Annotated in this window: 12 protein-coding genes and 2 pseudogenes; 6 read left to right on the forward strand and 8 right to left on the reverse strand. The window is 67.4% G+C overall.

From position 1 onward, the window contains the following. The 4 genes and pseudogenes from CCS01_RS31690 to CCS01_RS31705 all read right to left on the reverse strand — a co-directional run. A pseudogene (locus tag CCS01_RS31690) lies at positions 1–1,795 on the reverse strand (hypothetical protein); the annotation flags it as partial. Between the two features lie 1,005 nt (positions 1,796–2,800). Continuing rightward, positions 2,801–4,411 carry an efflux transporter outer membrane subunit gene (locus tag CCS01_RS31695; protein ID WP_104523189.1) on the reverse strand — a complete coding sequence of 537 codons (1,611 nt, stop codon included), beginning with the start codon at positions 4,409–4,411 and terminating at the stop codon, positions 2,801–2,803. Continuing rightward, complete coding sequence (locus CCS01_RS31700; RefSeq protein ID WP_104523191.1) at positions 4,412–5,983, reverse strand: DHA2 family efflux MFS transporter permease subunit; 1,572 nt, start codon at positions 5,981–5,983, stop codon at positions 4,412–4,414. After that, entirely contained in the window at positions 5,980–7,194 is a 1,215-nt protein-coding gene (locus CCS01_RS31705; protein WP_239992473.1) for an HlyD family secretion protein, read from the reverse strand. Before CCS01_RS31705 ends, CCS01_RS31700 begins: the two co-directional genes overlap by 4 nt. 597 nt (positions 7,195–7,791) lie before the next feature. Between CCS01_RS31705 and CCS01_RS31710 the strand changes: the two genes are divergently transcribed. After that, positions 7,792–8,871 (forward strand): calcium:proton antiporter, encoded by a 1,080-nt coding sequence (locus CCS01_RS31710; protein WP_104523193.1) that lies wholly within the window; start codon positions 7,792–7,794, stop codon positions 8,869–8,871. 125 nt (positions 8,872–8,996) lie between these two features. Here the strand turns inward: CCS01_RS31710 and CCS01_RS34870 are convergent, their stop codons facing one another. Beyond that, positions 8,997–10,130: a carbonic anhydrase gene (locus CCS01_RS34870; protein ID WP_204848495.1), complete on the reverse strand. Its 1,134-nt coding sequence runs from the start codon at positions 10,128–10,130 to the stop codon at positions 8,997–8,999. A 351-nt stretch (positions 10,131–10,481) separates the two neighbouring features. Here CCS01_RS34870 and pdhA point away from each other — a divergent pair, with 351 nt between their 5' ends. From pdhA to lpdA, 5 genes are all read left to right on the forward strand, one after another. Further along, positions 10,482–11,492 carry a pyruvate dehydrogenase (acetyl-transferring) E1 component subunit alpha gene (gene pdhA / locus CCS01_RS31720; protein ID WP_104523195.1) on the forward strand — a complete coding sequence of 337 codons (1,011 nt, stop codon included), beginning with the start codon at positions 10,482–10,484 and terminating at the stop codon, positions 11,490–11,492. A gap of 3 nt (positions 11,493–11,495) precedes the next feature. After that, the gene (locus CCS01_RS31725) at positions 11,496–12,878 is read left to right on the forward strand and encodes a pyruvate dehydrogenase complex E1 component subunit beta (protein ID WP_104523197.1); all 1,383 of its coding nucleotides are present in this window, start codon (positions 11,496–11,498) and stop codon (positions 12,876–12,878) included. A 15-nt stretch (positions 12,879–12,893) separates the two neighbouring features. Continuing rightward, positions 12,894–14,237 carry a pyruvate dehydrogenase complex dihydrolipoamide acetyltransferase gene (locus CCS01_RS31730; RefSeq protein WP_104523199.1) on the forward strand — a complete coding sequence of 448 codons (1,344 nt, stop codon included), beginning with the start codon at positions 12,894–12,896 and terminating at the stop codon, positions 14,235–14,237. 75 nt (positions 14,238–14,312) lie between these two features. Then, positions 14,313–14,798, forward strand: a complete 486-nt coding sequence (locus CCS01_RS31735) for a GNAT family N-acetyltransferase (protein WP_104523201.1) — start codon at positions 14,313–14,315, stop codon at positions 14,796–14,798. A gap of 4 nt (positions 14,799–14,802) precedes the next feature. Further along, positions 14,803–16,203, forward strand: coding sequence for a dihydrolipoyl dehydrogenase (lpdA, locus tag CCS01_RS31740; RefSeq protein ID WP_104523203.1), 1,401 nt, complete (start codon positions 14,803–14,805; stop codon positions 16,201–16,203). A 212-nt stretch (positions 16,204–16,415) separates the two neighbouring features. On the opposite strand, the gene argB is transcribed toward lpdA, so the two are convergent. The 3 genes and pseudogenes from argB to CCS01_RS31755 all read right to left on the reverse strand — a co-directional run bounded on the left by argB (position 16,416) and on the right by CCS01_RS31755 (position 17,970). Then, the gene (gene argB, locus CCS01_RS31745; RefSeq protein WP_104523205.1) at positions 16,416–17,327 is read right to left on the reverse strand and encodes an acetylglutamate kinase; all 912 of its coding nucleotides are present in this window, start codon (positions 17,325–17,327) and stop codon (positions 16,416–16,418) included. Between the two features lie 45 nt (positions 17,328–17,372). Beyond that, positions 17,373–17,743 (reverse strand): annotated as a pseudogene (locus tag CCS01_RS31750) (DUF5615 family PIN-like protein). Continuing rightward, positions 17,740–17,970, reverse strand: coding sequence for a DUF433 domain-containing protein (locus CCS01_RS31755; protein ID WP_104523207.1), 231 nt, complete (start codon positions 17,968–17,970; stop codon positions 17,740–17,742). Before CCS01_RS31755 ends, CCS01_RS31750 begins: the two are co-directional and overlap by 4 nt. Positions 17,971–17,972: the final 2 nt, after the last annotated feature.

Below are 17,972 nucleotides of genomic sequence, written 5' to 3' on the forward strand. Positions count from 1 at the left end.
ACCGGCGATGGGTTTCGTCGAGCCTGCGCCCGGAGGAAGGGCTGCCGTGGGACATGGGCGAGGCCGCGTGCGTGACCGGCGGACTGGGGTGCATGGCCGGCGGCGCGCCGGGATGGAACCCGCCGCCTTGGCCGGCGTGGCTCCACGTGCCGGGACCGGTCAGGCCGGTCCGGAAGCCTGATCCCGGCGGCTCGGGCCGGCGCATCGGCGCGGAGTGGAAATTCGATGCCGAGGGATTGGCGTGGCTTGCCGGAGCCGGACCGGACGCGCCGGGATGGACACCGGCTCCGGGCGCCCCGCCATGGAAGACCGGCCCGGCCCCGGGTGCAACGGCATGCACCCACCCGCCTGGCAAGAGATGCCAGCCCGGAGGGGCGCCGGCCGGGCGCGGGTGGGCCCAGGCCTCGGGCGGACCAGCATGCCGCGGCGGGCCAGAGCCGGCCGGGCCGGGGCCGAAGCCCGGACGCCAGGCGCTGTTCCGATAGCCCGGCAGGCCGCGGGCTTCGGGATGGAAGCGCTCCATATGGATGCGATAGGGCTCCGGCGCCGGCCGCCAGTGATGGAAGTGGTCGTAGTATCCCCAGCCGAGGCCGGCGGCGAACACCAGGAACACCGGCGCGGTGTCGATCACCGCCACCGGCGCGCCGGCGACATAGCGGATTCCGTCGACGCCATCGTCCCCGGGCGGCAGCCCATAGGGATAGGGTGCCGGGTCCGGCGGAGGCGGCGCCACGATCCGGACGGAGTCCGCAACGCTGAGCCAGTAGCCGCGGCGGTTGTTGATGGCGTCGGCCTGCTGCTGCCAGTAGGCGTCGGGCGAGTCCTGCGTGACCCGCGCCGCGCCGTTCGCCAGGGCGACCATGGCGACATCGGTGCCGTCGGGCAGCACGCAGGCCCAGCGGTCCGACCCGCCCTGCGGCGAGCAGGTCAGGGTGTCGCCGTGGGCGGCGATATAGTCCTGCAATTGGCTGGCATAATCGCCGCCGAGCCCGACGATTCCGTCCAGCCCATAGGCCCGGTCGTTGGCCAGCAACGTAGCGGTGTCGCGCACGACCGGATGCACGAGCGTGTCGGGCGGTGGCGGCAGGGTGGCCCAGATCCCGCGCCGCGCCGCCTGGGCGGCCTGTTCCTGCTCGCGATAGGAGTCCGGCGCCTCGGCGGTGACGCGGGCCGCGCCGTTGACCAGCGCCATCTGCGCGACGTCGCTGCCGTCCGGCGTCCGGCAGACGAAACCGGCGGCGCTCCGCGGACGGCAGGTGACCAGGTCGCCCTCGGTGGCGAGGAAGTCCTGCATCTGCCTGGCCGGCTCGCCGGTGAAGCCCTCGATGCCGAACAGGCTGACACGGGTATCGGCCGCTTCGAGCTGAGCGGTGTCGGCAACCCTGGCCTGGACCAGGGTGACCACCTCGGTCCCCGGGCCGGGGTCCGAGGCCGGGGTGGAGGGGCGGATGTCGTCGGGCGGCGGTCCGGCCAGCAGATCCGAACCCGGATTTGGCCCGGCCAGCACGTCGGGGCTGGAGTCGGCGGTCCTGATGCCGTGCGCGGTATCGGGGGCCTGCGTCGCCCGGGACGATGGGGCGGCCTCAGGCGGCGTGCGGTCCGAGGCTGGCGGCGAACTGGCGTCTGTCGGCGCGAATGCCGCCGTAAGCGGCGGCGGCGGGCTGGCCCCCGTGTCCGGCCCGCCGATCGGCGTCCGTGCCGTCGCGGCACCGCCGCACAATGACGCTGCCACCGCCGCTGCCACGGCCCAGGGCAGGCGATGCCGATATGCCTCGTTTCTGCGCTTTATCGACATGTTGGGGCCTCGGTTGTTACCTGCGTATGGATGGCTCCGGCATCGGGACGATCAGGAGGGCGCGAACCGGTGACAGCGGCAGCGGGCGCAGGATAGGCGTAAACAGCACGGCACGCGGGCATAACGGCCCTCTTCGGAGAGATTCGGTTAACGAACCGTAACTCTCCAGCAGGCGTCGTGCAACCGGCGCGGGTATGATACGACAGACGATCATCAGAATTTGCACGCCATGGCTGAGGCAGAGTCATTTCCGCTGACGACAGCAAACCGCAGGTCGGTTGGGACACAAAGTCGTTACCTTGTTGTCATGGCGGGCGCAGGCGCGCCGTCGGGCCGTCCCAACCTCCCTGCGATATGCTGTATCTTGCCTTCATCCGTTTTTGTTGCATACGCAAAGATGCACAAGCGTTTGCGGGAACCGTATGGCAGGCCGCCATCCGGCCGGACGGCGACGGGTGCTCCGGTATCGCGGCGTCTTGGCGTTGAACGGGAACGGCGCAACCGTACCCGGCGATGATGGGGGCGCAACATCGGTGGCTGGTGGGGTTGGTTCGACCGATAAAGCGCCAGGACGCCAAGTTCATGGCCATCAGGCCGCCGCCTGCCGCGATCGATGGCATGATACGGTTTCCGGGGAAAATTACCGGATCCCTCGCTCCTCAGGCCAACGCAGGCGGTACCCGCAGTCGCGGGAAAACGACCAACGTTTCTCGGGTGCCGTATTACACTGCGTTCGCACGGAATTCCGCAGAGTTTTTCGGGACGCCCGCAGCATGGTCGCCCCATTGGCGGCGTCCGATGATCCCCCGCGCTTCGCGCAAAGCGCAGTATCCGCTTTCTCTGCGCAACTCCGTGCAAACACCGTGGAACTCCGTGTTCGCTTGATTGCTGTCGGTGAAACCAGCACCGGCCATGACAGTATGAGCCACGGCTGCAGCGGATCGTTTCCAGGCCCCCGCATCCGGTAGAGCGAAATCCCGGCAGAACCGCCCGGCATGGGACATTCTACTGTGGCGGCGTCGCGGCCACGCTGTCCAGGGCCGCGGGCACGACCGGCGGCCTGGTGGCGACGGCCGGGGCGTTGATGTCGGCACTGTCCTCCTGCCAGCCGCCCCCCAGCGCGTTGTACAGCCCCACGACATCGTTGCTCAGCGCGACATCCGCCTGCACCAGTTGCTGGCGCGTGGCGGTCAGCGTGCGCTGCGCGTCCAGCACCTCGATGAAGTCAGCCAGGCCGTGGGAATAACGATCGCGCGCCAGGTATTGCGTCGTTTGCGCCGATTTCACCGCCACGCGGATGCGGTTGCGGGCCGCCCGGTCGGTGCGGTAGGCGACCAGGGCGTCCTCGACTTCCTGCAAGGCGTTCAGCACCGTGCTGCGATAGGCCAGCGCCGCCTGCGCTTCCTGGGCGCGGGCCAGGCGCAGGTTGGCGGTCAGCTGGCCGCCCTGGAAAATCGGCAGCGAGATGCTGGGGCCGAACGAATAGAAACTGCTCGCCCAGTTGGTCAGGTAGGCGCCGTCCAGCGCCCGCAGCCCGAAACTGCCGGTCAGCGACACATCCGGGTAGAAGCTGGCGGTGGCGACCCCGACATTGGCGGTGGCCGCGTGCAGTTGCGCCTCGGCCTGGCGGATATCGGGACGCCGCCGCGCCAGCGTGGAGGGGATGCCGATGCCGATCACCGCCGGCAGTTTCGGCAGCGGCGCGACGCGGCCGAGGGTCGCGTCAAGCGTGCCGGGCGGCTCGCCGACGAGCACGCTCAGGCGGTTCATCGCCTGCTCGCTCTGCTTCTCGTAGCCCGGCAACTGCGACTGGAAGTTGGCGAGCTGGGTGGTCGCCTGGTCGACGTCCAGTTCCGTCGTCAGGCCCTGGCGCTGCCGCATGCGCGTCAGGTCATAAGCTTCCTGCGCGACGCGGATGTTCTGCACCTGGCTGGTGGTCAACGCCTGGGCGCCACGCAACTGTATATACGCCTGTGCCACCTGCCCTTCCAGCATCACCAGCGCGTCGTTGGTGGCCTCGATCTGCGCCTCGGTGCTGGCGCGCGCCTGTTCCTCCGAACGCCGCACCCGGCCGAACAGGTCGAGTTCCCAGGACGAGTTCAGCCCGTACTGGAACAGGTTCACCGGCTGGCCAAACTGGTTCAGCGCGCCGATGATCGAGGAGGCGGCGCGGGTGCCGAGGCCCGGGCTGAACGTGTTCAGCGGCGACCCGGGCGCGCCGAGAGCCTCTGCCTGGCCATAGGTGCCCTGTGACAGCAGCAGGCCGCGCAGCCCAAGCTGCTCGCGCATGTAGCTGCCGCTGCCGTTGACGGAGGGCAGGCCGGCGGCGCGGGCGGCGACCTCGCCCTGGCGCGATTCCACCACGCGCAGCACCGCCTGCTGCAAATCCAGGTTGCCGCTGATGGCCCGATTGATCAGCCGCGTCAGGACGGGATCGTGGAAGCCCTGCCACCATGCCGGGTCGGGATTGGACTGCGGGGTGACCGGTGCGCGGGTGCGGTGCGCCGACGGATCCCTCCAACTGGCGATGCTGGGCGCCTTCGGCGGAACGAAATCCGGGCCGACCGTGCAGGCGGACAGGCCCAGGGCCAGAGCGCAGGCGATGGCCCGGCGCATTCAGTGGCCTCCGCCGCGCGATGACGTCTTCATCTCCGACATCAGCAGGGCGGTCGGGATCATGATGAACGCCCCCAGCGCCGTCAGCGCGAAAACGTCGTTGTAGGCCAGTATGGCGGATTGCTGCTGCAGCGTCTGGAACACCTGCCCTGGCGCCATCTGGGCCGCCTGCGCCGCCGAGTGGCCAATGTCGACCAGTCCCTGCTGCGTCTGCTGAAGAAGAACGTTGTACGGCTGGCTGGTCGGGCCGAGGTTGCGGACCATGTGCGCCTGGCTGCTCTGCGAATACTGGGTCACCATCGCAGTCGAGATCGAGATGCCGACGCCGCCGAACACGTTGCGCGCCGAGGTGAACAGGGCGGTCGCGTCACCATTCAGCCGTGGTGTCACAGTGGCATACGCAAGCGTGCTGATCGGCACGAACAGCAGCGCCAGCCCGGCCGTCTGCGCCGCGCGGTACAGCACCAGGTGGAAGAAATCCAGTTGCGGCACCAGGTTCGTCGAATACAGCAGCGCCATCCCGAGCGACAGGCCGCCCGCCGCAATGATGTATTTGGTCGGCACGTAGTTCATGATCCGCCCGGTCACCGGGATCAGCATCGCCAGCAGGACGGCGCCCGGCGCCAGCACCAGCCCCGCCCAGGTGGCGGTATAGCCAAGCTGAATCTGCGCGAACTGCGGGATCAGCACCGCGCTGGCGTAGAGCACGAACCCCATGATGCCGATCTGGATCGTGCCCATCGCAAGGTTGCGGTCCTTGAACACCCGCAGGTTGACCACCGGGTTGCGGGCATACAGCAGGTAGAAGGTGCCGAAGACGAAGCCGCACAGCGACAGCAGCAGGGTGACGCGGATGAAGGTCGAGCCCAGCCAGTCGTAGTCCTCGCCACGGTCCACGCCGACTTCCAGGCAGCCCAGGGCGAGCGCGATGAATCCGACGCCGATATAGTCGAACGGCGGCGCCGTGCGCTTCTCCTGCTGCACCAGCGGCGGGTCCTCGACCAGTTGCATCACGCCGAAGAAGGTCAGGATGCCGACCGGGATATTGATCAGGAAGATCAGGTGCCAGCTGTAGGTTTCGGTCAGGTAGCCGCCGAGCACCGGCCCCACGACAGGCGCGATGATGATCGCGATGGCGGTCAGCGAGAACGCCTGCTGACGTTTCTCCGGCGGAAAGTAGTCGAGGATGATCGACTGCTGCGTCGGCTGCAGCCCGCCGCCGAAGAACCCTTGCAGCGCGCGGAACAGCAGCAGTTCCGTGAACCGGTCAGCCGTGCCGCAGGCAAACGAGGCCGCGGTGAAGGCGCCGATGCAGATCAGGAAATAGCGCTTCCGGCCGATGCGGCGGCTGAGCGCGCCCGAGATGGTCAGCACGATGCCGTTGGCGACCAGGTACGTGGTCAGCGCCCAGGCCGCCTCGTCGGAACTGACCGACAGGCTGCCGGCGATGTGCGGCAAAGAAACGTTCACGATTGTGGTGTCCAGCACCTCCATGAAGGCCGCGAGCGTCACCGCGACGGCGACCACCCAGGGGTTCGCGTTCGGCTGCCAGCGCTGCTGCGCGCCGCTCATTGCGGCGTCACCGTCACCGTCGGCTCCACCGACAGGCCGAGCGGCAGGGTCTGGCGGGGCGCCAGCCCGTGGTCGATGATGATCTTCACCGGCACGCGGCGGACGATCTTGACGAAGTTGCCGGTGGCGTTCTCGGCCGGGAACGCCGAGAACCGCGCGCCGCTGCCTTGCTGGATGCTGTCCACGTGGCCGCGCAGGTTCAGGCTTGGGTAGGCATCGACGCTGATCGACACCGGCTCGCCGGGATGGATGTCGGCCAGCTGGGTCTCCTTGAAATTGGCGGTCACCCAGACCTCGGGCTGCACGATGTAGAACACCTGCTGCCCGGGCTGGAGGAAGGTGCCGAGATCGACGTTGCGCCGCGTGATGGTGCCGTCGGTCGGCGCGGTCAGGTTGGTGTAGGACAGGTTGACCTCGGCCTGCTCCAGGTTGGCCTCGGCCTGGCGCACCTGGGCGTCGCGCTGTTTGACCGTGTCCTCGACGGCCTGGATGGTCTGCTGCACCAGGGAGGCGATCTTCACCTGGGCGTCGGCATTGCTGACCGCGGCGTTGGCGGACAGCATCTGCGCGTTGGCCTGGTCGATGCTGGTCTGCGTCGTCGCGCGTGGATCGACGCTGTGCTGGCGTTTGTAGTCACGCTCCGCCTGCACCTGGTTGGCCTTGGCCTGCTGCAACTGCGCCTGCGCCTGCGCCTGGTTGGCCGGCGCACGGACGCGGGCGACCTCGAGATCGACCTGCGCGCTGGACAGCTGCGCCCTGGCCAGCCCAAGGGCCGCACGCGCCTGGTCGCGCGTGGCGATGTAGTCGCGTGGATCGATCCGCAGCAGCAGGTCGCCTTTGTGGACGAACATGTTGTCGTCGACATTGAGCTGGGTGACGTAGCCCGCGACCTTGGGCGCGAAGGCGGTGGCGTTGCCTTCCGTATAGGCGTCGTCGGTGGTTTCCTCGTTGCGGGTCATCAGCCAGTAGACGACGGCGAGGATCACCACCGCCACGACGACGATGGCGAGGATGATCAGCGGCCAGCGCCGCTTCGGCTTCTGCTCGCCGTTGCGGTCGTCGTCGTGATCGCTGCGATCCTGCTGGTTGGCGGGCTTGCCTGGTCTGGGCTCGGGCTGGTCGGCTCGCACTGGCTGGCGGTCGCGCCGGTCGTGCGGGGCTGCCTCCTGCCGATCGGCCTGATCGGCATTGCCGACTGTGTCACCCGCCAAATGCTGCCCCTTTGCCGCTGTGCAGCAGGAACGCGGACGGCGGTCGAAGTTACGTTCATTTTACGGTGAGGTCATGTGACCGGACGACGCGCGTGAGGTCGTTGGCGTTCGGTCATGGTAGGCGCAGGCCCACCATCTATGTCTTCTGCCGATACCCGCACCGCAAGGCGTTGATGGCGGCCCGGAGCCTGTGCCCGGGCTTGTCCCTACGCAATGCACACATCCTGGAAACGAGTCGGAAATGACCGTAAAATCAAGTGCTTGTCTGGGCGCCAAGAGCGTTCCCCCATCGTCATGGCCCGGCTTGTCCGGGCCACCTGTCGCGGCACAAGTGCTGGAATAGGTGGCCCGGACAAGCCGGGCCATGACGAAAGGGAAACGCAGCGGCGGACCGTTTCCGAGATGTGTGCATCCCGTAGGGCTTGTCCCGGGTAGCCGCCATGACGATTGGGAGCGCTGCGGCCGCCGTGACGACAGCGCGAAGCGGCCAGCACGGCCGGCCGCCTGTGCACCGTACCTGTGCACCGTATTCCAGGCGGCCGGCGACGATCGACATAACGGATTGCCATCGAGCCGAGGACGCCGGAGACTGGGGGCATGGCTGGCGCTCCGACTGATCGAATCCCCGTCCTAACGATCCTGCTGCCCGTGCTCGGCGTGGCGATCTGGTTCCTCATCGGCAAGGTGGGGCTGGAAGTGCTGGCGCTGGTGCCCGCGGTGGCGCTGCTCGGCAACGTGGTGGCCGCCGTGCACCATGCCGAGGTGGTCGCCCTGCGGGTGGGCGAGCCGTTCGGCACACTGGTGCTGGCGCTGTCGGTCACGGTCATCGAGACGGGCCTGATCATTTCGATGATGCTGGGCGCGGAGCCGAACCCGGCGCTGCTGCGGGACTCGATCCATGCGGTGGTGATGCTGGTGCTGCATGGGCTCGCCGGCTTGTGCATCGTCGTCGCCGCGGTCCGCCAGCGCGAGGCCGAGTTCCGGGTCGAGGGGGCGAATGCCCTGCTCGCCGTTCTGCTGCCGATGTCGGTGCTGGTCCTGGTCCTGCCGAACCATCTCGTTACGGTGCCCGGGCCGTTCTATTCGACGCGGCAACTGGCGTTCGTCTCGGCCGCCTGTCTTGGGCTCTATGTCGCCTTCCTGTTCATCCAGACCAACTGGCACCGGGTCTATTTCCTGCCGGTCGGCGAGGCGGAGACGTTGGCGCATGACCGGCCGAGCGGGCGGATCACCATCGCCTCGCTGGGCCTGTTGCTGGTCGCCCTGCTGTCCGTCGTGCTGCTGGCGAAGAGCCTGGCGCCGGCGCTGGAAGGCGGGGTGCAGGCGGCCGGGGCGCCAGCCGCCATCGTCGGCGTGATTATCGCGGCCATTGTGCTGCTGCCGGAGACGGCGGCCGCGGTACGGGCCGCGGCGCGCAACCGGCTGCAGGCGAGCATCAACCTCTCGCTCGGCAGCGGGGTCGCCTCGATAGGGCTGACCGTGCCCGCGGTGGCGCTGGTGGCATCCTGGATCGGCCGGCCGCTCGAGCTTGGCATTACCGAAGGCGCCACCGTGCTGATGACGCTGGGGTTTATCGTCGCGGTGATCACCTACGGGACCGGGCGGACGAACCTGCTGTCGGGCATCGTTCACCTGGTGCTGCTGGCGACCTACATCTTTACCGTGTTCGTGCCCTGAGCCGATGGTGCGGGCTGCTCGCGGTCGAGATCGGGAACGGCCTGTGCGGAACGGCGCCGACGCCGGATGGCTGGGACCGATTGCGTCGGGCACTGTGTTCCGGCGTGGGCAGCCGGCCGGGAGAACTACCCCAGCATCTGCACCATGCCGGTGGCGAGATCATAATATCCGGCTGTAATGCTCAGCTTCTTCTGTCTCACGAGATCGCTGAGCACAGGCGAGGAGTCACGCAGCAAGGCCGCCTGGTTGAGCGCATTGTCCTTTTCCGCGGCAACCAGGTTGCCGTTCGCCTGATCGACCGCCGGGCGGATCAGCCGGTAGAGCGTGCTGATCTGGCCGGGAACCGGCTTGCCCTCGACCGCCGCCTTCACCGCGCCGCAACCCGAATGGCCCAGGACCATGATCGTCCTGGTCCCCAGCACGGCCGCGCCGTATTCCAGGCTGGCGATGATTTCAGCAGTAACGACATTGCCGGCGACGCGGGTGACGAATACTTTGCCGATACTCTGGTCGAAGACCAGTTCAACCGGCACGCGCGAATCGGCGCACGACAGCACCGCCGCGAAAGGCTCCTGCTTGCCGGCCGTTTGCTGCTTCAGCACAGCCAGGTCCTCCTGGAAGGAGATCAGCTGTTTCGAAACGAAGCGCTTGTTGCCGTCGAGCAGCGCCTGAAGCGCGGCGTCGGGTGTCATCGCGGTCTGTGCCCGGGCCGCTCCACCAGGGCCGATCAGGGTGATGATGCCGCCGGCAAAGGCGGACAGCGCGGTTCGCCGACCGATTGGAAAGAAGCCGGTGCAGCACTCACAGGCGCTCGGCCCATGTCGGACCGGGCTATGGAAACGTTCATCCGGCATATGCAGCTCCATGAACTTCCGGCGCATGGCTGGGGTGGCAACCGCGGGCCGCGGATCATACTGCAACTGGTGACGTAGAACAGGAAGGCTTTGGCGCCCGGGGCAGCTGGAGGTCACTTCACTTCGGCCGGACGGCGCGATCGGCCACGATCGCTCCCGGCCGCGCTGGCCTTCGTTGTCCTGGGCCCAGGGCGGCGCCGAGGCCCGCTTATGCGTGCCAGGGCACGCCTGATTCCAGGAAACGATGCGGTTTCCATGACACGCTTCTCCGTGGCGCTCCATGGAGTCTTCGTTCCCTCCGTGTTGAAACGCCGAGGGCAATGCGCCCCCGACCTGGCCGCATCGGCACCGCCGGCACAGGCTGGCTCCCCGGACGCCCCGGACCCGGTCAGGCAGGGGCGACAATGGCCGTGGCCGCGGCGCCCGGTGCGACAGGGTCGGCATGACGTGATCCCTCGTGACCCCGGCATGGCGCAACCGTGACACCCACGCACAGTTCAATCAGCAACCGGCAAGCTCTCTGCGAATTGTGCCAGACGCGCGAAATATTCTGTCGCAGCAGCCGCCTGAGGCGAAATCGCGCCACCGGCTGCCCGGACGGTATCACGACCACGCAAGCGGTTAACCAAAATCCGGTTAATTCAAACTATTGCATTGCATCAACAGCATTTTCTCACCTGCACCGCTTGTCGAGCCTGCCTATATGCCGCTAGGTCAAAGCGAAGCGAGCCGGCAACCAGAGCGGGAGACGCACCCATGGCGCAAGCGGCTGAAACGAGAAAGCGCGGCAGGACGAAGGAAAAGACCGTCGATCACGACCTTCTTCTGAAGGCGTATCGCAGCATGCTGCTGATCCGCCGCTTCGAGGAGAAGGCCGGTCAACTCTACGGCATGGGCCTGATTGGCGGATTCTGCCACCTCTACATCGGCCAGGAGGCCGTCGTCGTCGGCATGCAGTTGGCCATCTCCGACGGCGACCAGGTCATCACCTCCTACCGCGACCACGGCCACATGCTCGCCACCGGCATGGAGGCGCGCGGCGTGATGGCGGAACTGACCGGGCGCTCGGGCGGCTATTCGCACGGTAAGGGCGGCTCGATGCACATGTTCAGCAAGGAGAAGGCCTTCTTCGGCGGGCACGGCATCGTCGGCGCGCAGGTCAGCCTGGGCAATGGCCTCGCGTTCAGCAACTGGTACCGCGGCAACGACCGGGTGTCGCTGACCTATTTCGGCGAGGGCGCCTCCAACCAGGGCCAGGTCTACGAAAGCTTCAACATGGCGGCGCTGATGAAGCTGCCGACGGTGTTCATCATCGAGAACAACAAATACGGCATGGGCACCTCGGTCGAGCGCGCCTCGGCCAGCCAGGACCTGTCGAAGAACGGCGCGCCTTGGGGCATCCCGGGCATGCAGGTGGACGGCATGGACGTACTGGCGGTGAAGGAGGCCGGCGACCAGGCGGTGGCGCACTGCCGCGCCGGCAAGGGGCCGTTCCTGCTGGAGATGAAGACCTACCGCTACCGCGGCCACTCGATGTCGGACCCGGCGAAATACCGCACGCGGGAAGAAGTGCAGATGATGCGCACGCAGAACGACTGCATCGAGAACGCCCGCCACCGGCTGGAGGAGGCCGGCGTCGAGGACAAGGCGATCAAGGCGATCGACGACGAGGTGAAGGCGACCATCCAGGACGCCGCCGACTTCGCGCAGAGCAGCCCGGAGCCGGATCCCTCGGAACTCTACACCGACGTGCTGCTGGAGGCGTAAGCGATGGCCACACAGATCCTGATGCCGGCCCTGTCGCCCACCATGACCGAGGGCAAGCTGGCGAAATGGCTGAAAGGCGTCGGCGACGAGGTGAAGGCCGGCGACGTCATCGCCGAGATCGAGACCGACAAGGCGACCATGGAAGTGGAAGCGGTGGACGAGGGCAAGCTGGCCCGCATCCTGGTCGACGAGGGCACCGAAGGCGTCGCGGTGAACACCCCGATCGCCATGCTGACCAGCAACGGCGAGGATGTCTCGGCCGTTGCGGCGCCCGCGCCCAAGGCGGAGGCCCCGATGCCGAAGGTCGCGGCCGAGGGCGCCGACGCCAAGGCAATCGCCGAGCAGGGCGCCAAGGGCCAGCGCGCGGCGGCTCTGGAAGCCGCCCCGGCGCCGGAGAAGGACTGGGGGCCGACCAAGCCGATCACGGTGCGCGAGGCGCTGCGCGACGCCATGGCTCTGGAGATGCGGCGCGACGGCGACGTCTTCCTGCTGGGCGAGGAAGTCGCGCAGTACCAGGGCGCCTACAAGATCAGCCAGGGCCTGCTGGACGAGTTCGGGCCGAAGCGGATCATCGACACGCCGATCACCGAGCACGGCTTCGCCGGCCTGGCCGTCGGCGCGGCGCTGAACGGGCTGAAGCCGATTGTCGAGTTCATGACGTTCAATTTCGCCATGCAGGCGATGGACCAGATCATCAACTCGGCCGCCAAGACGCTGTACATGTCGGGCGGACAGATGGGCTGCCCGATCGTGTTCCGAGGCCCGAACGGTGCCGCTTCCCGCGTCGCGGCGCAGCACTCGCAGTGCTACGCGAGCTGGTACGCGCACGTACCGGGGCTGAAGGTGGTGGCGCCGTGGTCGTCGGCCGACGCCAAGGGGTTGCTGCGGGCGGCGATCCGCGACCCGAACCCGGTGATCGTGCTGGAGAACGAGATCCTCTACGGCCACACCTTCGACTGCCCGGTGGACGACGACTTCATCGTCCCCATCGGCAAGGCCAAGATCGAGCGGGCCGGCAGCCACGTCACCCTCGTCGCCTTCAGCATCATGGTCGGCGTGGCGATGAAGGCGGCCGAGACACTGGCGGAACAGGGGATCGAGGCCGAGGTGATCAACCTGCGCAGCCTGCGCCCGCTGGACACCGCCGCGATCGTCGCGTCCGTGAAGAAGACCAACCGGCTGGTGACGGTGGAGGAAGGCTGGCCCTACGCCGGCATCGGCGCCGAGATCGCCATGCAGGTGATTGAGCACGCGTTCGACTGGCTGGACGCCCCGCCGGTGCGCGTCCACGGCATTGACGTGCCGCTTCCCTACGCCGCGAATCTGGAGAAACTGGCGCTGCCGCAGCCCGAATGGGTGATCGACGCGGTGAAGAAGATCATCTGACGGGGAGCGTTGACCATGGCGACCAATATCCTGATGCCGGCCCTGAGCCCGACGATGACGGAAGGCACGCTGGCACGCTGGCTGAAGAAGGAAGGCGACAGCATCAAGGCCGGCGACGTCATCGCTGAAATCGAAACCGACAAGGCGACCATGGAGGTCGAGGCGGTCGACGAGGGCGTGCTGGGCAAGATTCTCGTTGCCGACGGCTCGGCCAACATCGCGGTGAACGAGCCGATTGCCATCCTGGTGGAGGAAGGCGAGGCGGTGCCGGCCGCGCCGGCCGCAGCCCCGGCGCCGCAGCCACCCGCACAGAAGCAGGCGCCGCAGAAAACGGAGGTGGCATCGCCCACGCCGAAGACCGAGCCAGCACCCGGGCCGAAGGCTCCGGCACCGGCGGGCAACGGGCATGACACCTCGGGCGAGCGCATCTTCGCCTCGCCGCTGGCACGGCGCATGGCGCGGCAGGCGGGGATCGACCTGCGCAGCCTGAAGGGCAGCGGGCCGAACGGACGGATCATCCGGGCGGATATCGAGGCGGCGCGGAAGGGCGGCGTCGCACCCGCGGCCGAGGCTCGTGCGCCTGCCGCGCCGGCCGTGGCTCCGGCGGTCGCGCCGCCTTCGGCTCCGCCGCTGGGACAGGCGGCAGCACCGGCGATCACGGCGCCGCACAAGCTGGTGCCGCATACCTCGATGCGGAAGGTGATCGCGCGGCGGCTGAGCGAGGCGAAGGCGACGATCCCGCATTTCTACGTCTCGATGGACATCGAGATCGACGCGCTGATCGACCTGATGAAGCAGTTGAACGCCAAGGCGCCGAAGGAAGGCCCGGGGGCGTATGCGATCACCATCAACGACCTGGTGATCAAGGCCGCCGCCGCGACGCTGCGGGAGATGCCGACGGTCAACGCCAGTTGGACCGACGACGGCATGGTCTTCTACGACGACGTCGACGTCAGCGTGGCGGTGGCGATCCCGGACGGGCTGATTACGCCGATAATTCGGAAAGCGGATCAGAAAGGACTGGCAACGATCAGCCGGGAGATGAAGGATCTGGCCGGCCGGGCGCGGGCCGGGAAGCTGAAGCCCGAGGAATTCCAGGGCGGTGGGTTCTCGATCTCCAACATGGGCATGTTCGGGGTGACCGAGTTCGCGGCGGTCATCAACCCGCCGCAGGGGGCGATCCTGGCGGTGGCGGCGGGGCAGAAGCGGCCGGTGGTGAAGAACGACGCGCTGGCGATCGCGACGGTGATGACCTGCACGCTCTCGGTGGACCACCGGGTGGTGGACGGCGCGCTGGGGGCGCAATGGCTGCGCGCGTTCAAGCGGCTGGTGGAGGATCCGCTGGGGCTGCTGCTGTAGGGTGATGGGACGGCGCTGTTGGCCGGTAGCGAGGCCGCACCGGCCCCTCCCGCCGGGGCCGGGACACGCACAGCCATGACGGATGGTGCGACACTTCGTCCGGCCACCCCGGCCGATCTGCCGGAAATCGTGCGGCTGATCCGCGCGCTGGCGGAGTACGAACACCTGCTGCACGAAACGACCGTTACTGACGACGACCTGCGCGAGCCGCTGTTCGGCCCCCTGCCCCGCGCCCATGCCATCCTGGCCGAAGCCGATGGACGACCCGTCGGCCTCGCACTGTTCTACTACACCTTCAGCACCTTCAAGGCCCGTTCCAACATCTTCCTGGAAGACCTGTTCGTCGAGCCCGCGCATCGCGGCGCCGGCATCGGGCTGGCGCTGATGCGCCACGTCGCGCGGCGGGCCGTGGCGGAGAACTGCGCGCGCCTGGAATGGCGCGTGCTCAACTGGAACCAGCCCTCGATCGATTTCTACCAGCGCATCGGCGCGGAAACGATGCAGGACTGGCACACACGACAACTTGGCGGCGAGGCACTCCTCGCCCTGGCGGAAGGATAGTCCCATGGCGGAGCAAGCATTCGATCTGGTCGTCGTCGGCGGTGGTCCCGGCGGCTACGTGGCCGCGATCCGGGCGGCGCAGCTCGGCATGAAGACCGCGGTGGTGGAGCGCGAGCACCTGGGCGGCATCTGCCTCAACTGGGGCTGCATCCCGACCAAGGCGCTGTTGCGCACCAGCGAGATCAACCACCTGCTGCATCACCTGCCGGATTTCGGTTTCGCGGCGGTGGAATCCCGTTTCGATCTCGACAAGGTGGTGCAGCGGTCGCGCGCGGTGGCGAAGCAGCTTTCGTCCGGAGTGGCGCATCTGTTACGCAAGAATAAGGTCACCGTGTTCGACGGCAGCGGCAAGCTGGCCGGCAAGCAGACGCTGGCAGTCAGCAAGGACGGCAAGGACGTCGCGACGCTGAAGTCGCCGCACATCATCCTCGCCACCGGCGCCCGCGCCCGGCAGCTTCCGGGGATCGAGGCCGACGGCAAGCTGATCTGGTCCTACAAGGAAGCGATGGTGCCGGCCAGCTTCCCGAAATCGCTGCTGGTCATTGGCTCCGGCGCCATCGGCATCGAATTCGCCAGCTTCTACCTGAACATGGGCGCGCAGGTGACGGTGGTCGAACTGCTGCCGCGCATCCTGCCGGTCGAGGACGAGGAAATCTCGGCCTTCGCCCACAAGGCGTTCGAGAAGCAGGGCATGAAGATCATGGTCAACGCCTCGGTGAAGAGCGTCAGGAAGGGCGAGGACAACGTCGCCGCAACGGTCGAGGCGGGCGGAAAAACCCGGGAGATCACCGTCGATCGGGTGATCTCCGCCGTCGGCATCGTCGGCAACGTTGAGAACATCGGCCTGGAAGGCACCGGCGTGAAGGTCGATCGCACGCACGTCGTGATCGACGAATACTGCCGCACCGGGGAACCCGGCGTCTATGCCATCGGCGACCTGACCGGACCGCCCTGGCTGGCGCACAAGGCCAGCCATGAGGGCGTGATCTGCGTCGAGAAGATCGCCGGCCTGAACGACGTTCATCCAATCAACGTGCAGAACATCCCCGGCTGCACCTATTGCCGCCCGCAGGTCGCCTCGGTTGGCCTGACCGAAACGAAAGCCAGGGAAGCCGGACACGAACTGAAGGTCGGCCGGTTTCCTTTTATAGGAAACGGCAAGGCGATCGCGATGGGCGAGCCTGAGGGCATGGTCAAGACCGTGTTCGACGCCAGGACCGGAGAACTGCTCGGCGCGCACATGATCGGCGCTGAAGTAACGGAAATGATCCAGGGCTACACCATCGCCCGCACCCTGGAGACGACGGAAACCGACCTGATGCACACGGTGTTCCCGCATCCCACGGTCAGCGAAACGATGCACGAGGCGGTGCTGGACGCCTACAAGCGGGCTATTCATTTCTGAACCGTAGCGGTGGCGGCACCGTGCCGCGGTCCGCGCCCCATCGTCATGGCCGGGCATGTCCCGGCCATCCACCCCCCGCCGTCGAAGCGCAGATGGCCGGGACACGCCCGGCCATGACGGAAAGATAACGGACCAGCCGCCTGATCCTTTCTACGCCTTGTCCTGTATACGTATGGGAACACGCCCAGCCGAGGGAGAAGGAACGATCGCCCCTACCGCCGGATCAGCGTGCCCGGCCCGGCCTCGGTGAACAACTCCAGCAGGCAGGCGTGCGGCACGCGGCCATCCAGGATCACCGCGCCCTTGACGCCCTGGCGCACCGCCTCGACACAGTTCTCCACCTTCGGGATCATGCCGCCGGTGATAGTGCCGTCCTCGATCCGTTCCTGCACCTCGTGCAGGCTCATCGACTGGATCAGCTTCTTCTCCTTGTCGAGCACGCCCGACACGTCCGTCAACATCAGCAGCCGCGTCGCGTTCAGCGCGCCGGCAACGGCGGCGGCCACGGTGTCGGCGTTGATGTTGTAGGTCTCGCCATCGGCGCCGACGCCCACCGGCGCGATCACCGGCACCAGCCCGCCGCCGGTCAACGCATGGATCACCCGCACGTCAACGCCGATCGGCTCACCGACGAAGCCCAGGTCGAGCACCTTCTCGATGTTGCTGTCCGGGTCCTTCGCGGTGCGGGCCAGCTTGCGGGCGCGGATCATGGCGCCGTCCTTGCCACAGATGCCCACCGCCAGCGCGCCGGCGCGGGTGATCAGGCCGGCGACGTATTTGTTGACCGTGCCGGCCAGCACCATCTCCACCACCTCGACCATCGCGGCGTCGGTAACGCGCAGCCCATCGACGAATGTGGACTGGATCTTCAGCCGGTTGAGCATGGCGTTGATCTGCGGCCCGCCGCCATGCACCACCACCGGGTTGATGCCGACCTGCTTGAGCAGGGCGATGTCGTTGCCGAACTGCTGGGCGAGGTGTTCCTCACCCATGGCGTGGCCGCCGTATTTCACCACCACGGTCGCCCCGGCGTAGCGGCGCAGGAACGGCAGGGCGTGGGCCAGGACCTCGGCCTGCTGGGTGGCCGCGGCGATGTCGATGGCTTGGGTGCTTGGCTCGCTCATGCCGCGCGTGTAGGGCCGTGAGGGCCGGAGGGTCAAGCTGCGAGCCTATGACCGTTGCAAAGGTAGAAGCCTGATCCGCATGCGGTCCGGCTCGATGGTCAACAGGGCGCCGGCTTCCAGTTCGGCCGCCATTTGCCGCAGGGCCGCAACCATGTGTAGCCCGATCGCAGCGATACCGACGTCCTCCGCCCGGATCTGCACAACACTCGGCCCGCCGCCACCTGTCGCTGCGAGGATCGCGCTGAAGTCGAGATCGTGGGTCAGCACCACGTAACCATGCGTGCCGGCATACCGCATGATCTCCGATCGGAGGCATCTGGCGCGCCGACGGTGGACCAATGCACAGCTTCCGTCCCGGCCTCCGTCAGCGTGCCAACCCACCGCGGCGACAGATTCATGTCAACGAGCAGTTTCATGCTCCGGCGATGGCAACCTCACGCTCTTCCGCACGCCACGCCGCGTAGCGTAGTGCCTGAAGGATGTCCTCGTGCTCAAGATATGGGTAGTCTGCCAGGATCTCCTCGATCGAGCGCCCGGCGCCGATCTGGCCGACGATCATGCCGACGGTGACACGCATGCCGCGAATGCAGGCCTTGCCGCCCATGACGCCTGGCTGTTGGGTAATACGGTCGAGTTGGTCCATGC

The organism is Rhodopila globiformis, assembly GCF_002937115.1.
Taxonomy (GTDB): Bacteria; Pseudomonadota; Alphaproteobacteria; order Acetobacterales; family Acetobacteraceae; genus Rhodopila; species Rhodopila globiformis.